This is a genomic window from Anoxybacillus sp. (genome assembly GCF_036834105.1).
In the GTDB taxonomy this organism is placed as follows: domain Bacteria; phylum Bacillota; class Bacilli; order Bacillales; family Anoxybacillaceae; genus Anoxybacillus.
The window spans coordinates 1-3,305 of sequence record NZ_DAITON010000183.1; the positions used below are offsets into that span (position 1 = coordinate 1).

Annotated in this window: 3 protein-coding genes; all 3 read left to right on the forward strand. The window is 39.2% G+C overall.

Annotation, left to right across the window (positions count from 1 at the left end; all coding sequences use genetic code 11):
- Nucleotides 1–702, forward strand: a 702-nt coding sequence (locus V7Z64_RS12480; protein WP_334110607.1) for a carbohydrate ABC transporter permease, incomplete at its 5' end; no start/stop codon positions are given.
- Nucleotides 699–1,505: a carbohydrate ABC transporter permease gene (locus tag V7Z64_RS12485; RefSeq protein WP_297989349.1), complete on the forward strand. Its 807-nt coding sequence runs from the start codon at nucleotides 699–701 to the stop codon at nucleotides 1,503–1,505. The genes V7Z64_RS12480 and V7Z64_RS12485, both read left to right, overlap by 4 nt.
- Nucleotide 1,506: 1 nt before the next feature.
- Nucleotides 1,507–3,305 (forward strand): alpha-galactosidase (locus V7Z64_RS12490; RefSeq protein ID WP_334110610.1); only part of this gene is annotated, 1,799 nt, incomplete at its 3' end.

Genomic DNA, 3,305 nt, shown 5'->3' on the forward strand with positions numbered 1-3,305 from the left:
AAGCGTTTGTTTAATGACGCCATTTTTTTAAAAGCATTAAAAAATACATTTATCATTCTCATTATACAAGTGCCGCTTATGCTTTTTTTGGCTCTTATTTTAGCTGTTCTTCTTCATTCATCGCTCTTGAAATGGAAAGCTGCGTTTCGTGTATCTTTTTTCTTACCAGCTGTTACGTCGCTTGTGGCGTATTCAATTATTTTTTCAATTATGTTAATGAACGATGGCTTGATCAATCAACTATTAGAATGGTTAGGAATCGGAGCAATTCCGTGGTTATCTCATCCATTTTGGGCGAAAGCATCTCTTATTTTAGCGATGACATGGCGTTGGGTTGGATATAATATGGTCATTTATTTAGCTGCTCTACAAAATATTTCTGAAGATTTATATGAAGCTGCAAGTATAGATGGTGCCAGCAAGGTAAGGCAATTTTTTTCAATTACCATTCCACAACTAAAGCCAGTCATTCTATTTACAGCGATCTTGTCAACGATTGGGACACTCCAATTATTTGATGAACCATATACGTTGACAAAAGGTGGACCGAGCGATGAGACGTTAACGATAGGGATGTATTTATATCAAACAGGTTTTCGTTATTTTGACTTTGGATACGCCTCAACCATTGCATATGTCATTGTCGTTTTAATTGCTATTTTGAGCTTTATTCAGTTTAAAGTATCGGGGGATGAGCGATGAAAAAAATAGGTTTATACGTGACGCTGACCGTTGGGGCGCTCATTTCGTTATTTCCATTTTATTGGGCGTTTATCGGTGCGACGAATGAAAGTGGAAAACTGTTTTCGAAACAGCTTTCATTTACTCCTGGAACGAAGTTAATCGAAAATGTCATAAATTTAAATGAATCCATCGGAATTAGTCGGGTCATGTTTAACTCGCTGTTTGTATCGCTAACATACACATGCGTTAGTTTGCTCGTTTGTACCATGGCTGCATATGCATTTGCGAAGTTCGAATTCAAAGGAAGAGATACTATTTTTGCTATTTTTCTTTTATCGATGATGATTCCATATCATGCAACCGTTATCCCATTGTTTAAAATGATGGCTGCGTTTGGATGGTTAAATACGTATAAAGCATTAATTTTTCCGAATTTGGCGTATCCATTTGCAATTTTTTTAATGAGGCAAAACATGTTGGCATTTCCTAACGCTCTCATTGAAGCGGCAAGAATAGACGGGGCAGGAGAATGGCGTATTTTCTTTCGCATCGTATTGCCGTCCATGAAACCAGCGCTTGCAGCGACAGCTATTTTTCTATTTATGTACCAATGGAATAGTTTTTTATGGCCGCTCATTGCTGTTTCGTCAACAGATATGTACACGTTCCCGGTTGCGCTTTCTAGTTTATTTGGGCTATCGCGTATTGATTATGGGCAAGTGATGGCTGGTGTGACATTAGCTACTGTTCCAATTATTATTTTCTTTCTAGCGCTACAACGCCATTTTATTTCAGGTATGTTAGGAAGTGCGGTGAAGTAAAATGCCTATCTTTATTAACGAATCATTAGGACAGTTTCACTTGCAAACGAAGGAAAGCAGCTATATTTTTTGTGTATTGAAAAACGGACAACTCGGGCATTTGTATTACGGAAAAAAAGTAAATCATCGTGACAATTTTTCTCACTTATTTCAGTTGCCGAATGAGCCCGTTGGCAATGCAACATTTTTATACAAAGGAGATCAAACGTTTTCTTTTGAAGTCATCAAACAAGAGTATCCTTCATATGGGACAACAGACTTTCGTGAACCAGCATTTCACATATGGTATGAAGACGGGAGTCGTATTACTCAATTTGTTTTCCAATCATACGAGGTGTTGAAGGGAAAACCAAAGTTGGAAGGTCTCCCTGCCACATATGTAGATGATGAGAATGATGCCGCGACGCTCATTGTTACGTTGTGCGATAAAAGAACGGGAATAAAGCTGCAGTTGCAATATAGTGTATTTGAGCATGAGAACGTCATAACGAGAAGTGCTCGTTTAATAAATAACGGAAAACACTCGATTGCTATTGAGAGAATGTTAAGTGCCGTTGTCGACTATCCCGATTCTCAGTTTGAAATGGTTCATTTAGATGGCGCATGGATTCGTGAGCGTCACGTTACTTCTAGAGTGTTACAAAAAGGAGTACAGTTTATTGATAGTAAGCGCGGTACGAGCAGTTCACAGCATAATCCTTTTTTCGCTTTAAAGCGTAAGGATGCGACAGAACATATAGGGGAAGTGTACGGATTTAGCCTCGTATATAGTGGAAACTTCATTGGAGGGGTGGAAGTAGACCATTATGACGTTGCTCGCGCTTTCATAGGGCTAAACCCATTTGATTTTAGATGGATATTACATCCGAATGAGTCGTTTCAAACTCCTGAAGTTGTGATGGTATATTCGTCAAACGGTTTAAACGGAATGAGTCAAACGTACCATCGCTTATACGCCTCGCATCTTGTTCGAGGACTTTGGCGCCATCGTCCACGCCCGATTTTAATTAATAATTGGGAAGCAACGTATTTTCAATTCGATGAGGAAAAATTACTGGCCATTGCAGATGCAGCAAAAGACTTAGGCATTGAATTGTTCGTTTTAGATGACGGGTGGTTTGAAGGAAGAAATGACGACACGACATCGCTAGGAGATTGGCGTGTGGATAAAAATAAAATTCCGAACGGCTTATCTTTATTAGCTGAGCGAATAAACGAGAAAGGGTTACAGTTTGGAATTTGGATTGAGCCAGAGATGGTGTCAGAAAAAAGTAGATTGTATGAGGCACATCCGAATTGGGTGTTGAAAGCTCCAAATTGTTCTACTGTTTCGCACGGAAGAAATCAATATATTCTCGATTTAACGAGAAAAGATGTGAGAGATTATTTGTACGAGACGATTAGTCATCTTCTAAAAAGCGCAAACATCACATACGTGAAATGGGACATGAATCGCAATATGACGGAAGTTGGTTCATCTTCAATAGAAGCGAATAGGCAAGGAGAAGTTGCTCATCGTTACATTCTCGGACTATATGAATTACTTGAACGATTAACCTATACGTTTCCACATGTTTTATTTGAATCTTGCGCGAGCGGCGGAAATCGTTTTGATCCGGGGATGCTCTACTATATGCAACAAGGTTGGGCAAGTGATAATACAGACGCATTTGAGCGTATCAAAATCCAATATGGAACATCACTTGTCTACCCAATTAGTTCAATTGGTGCACACGTATCCGCTGTACCTAACCATCAAACAGGGCGTGTGACACCTTTGGAAACAAGAGCGCATGTTGC

Bases quoted from the DNA above. Each gene is read 5' to 3' on its own strand.
- V7Z64_RS12485 (WP_297989349.1), top strand. From the start codon at position 699: ATGAAAAAAATAGGTTTATACGTGACGCTGACCGTTGGGGCGCTCATT.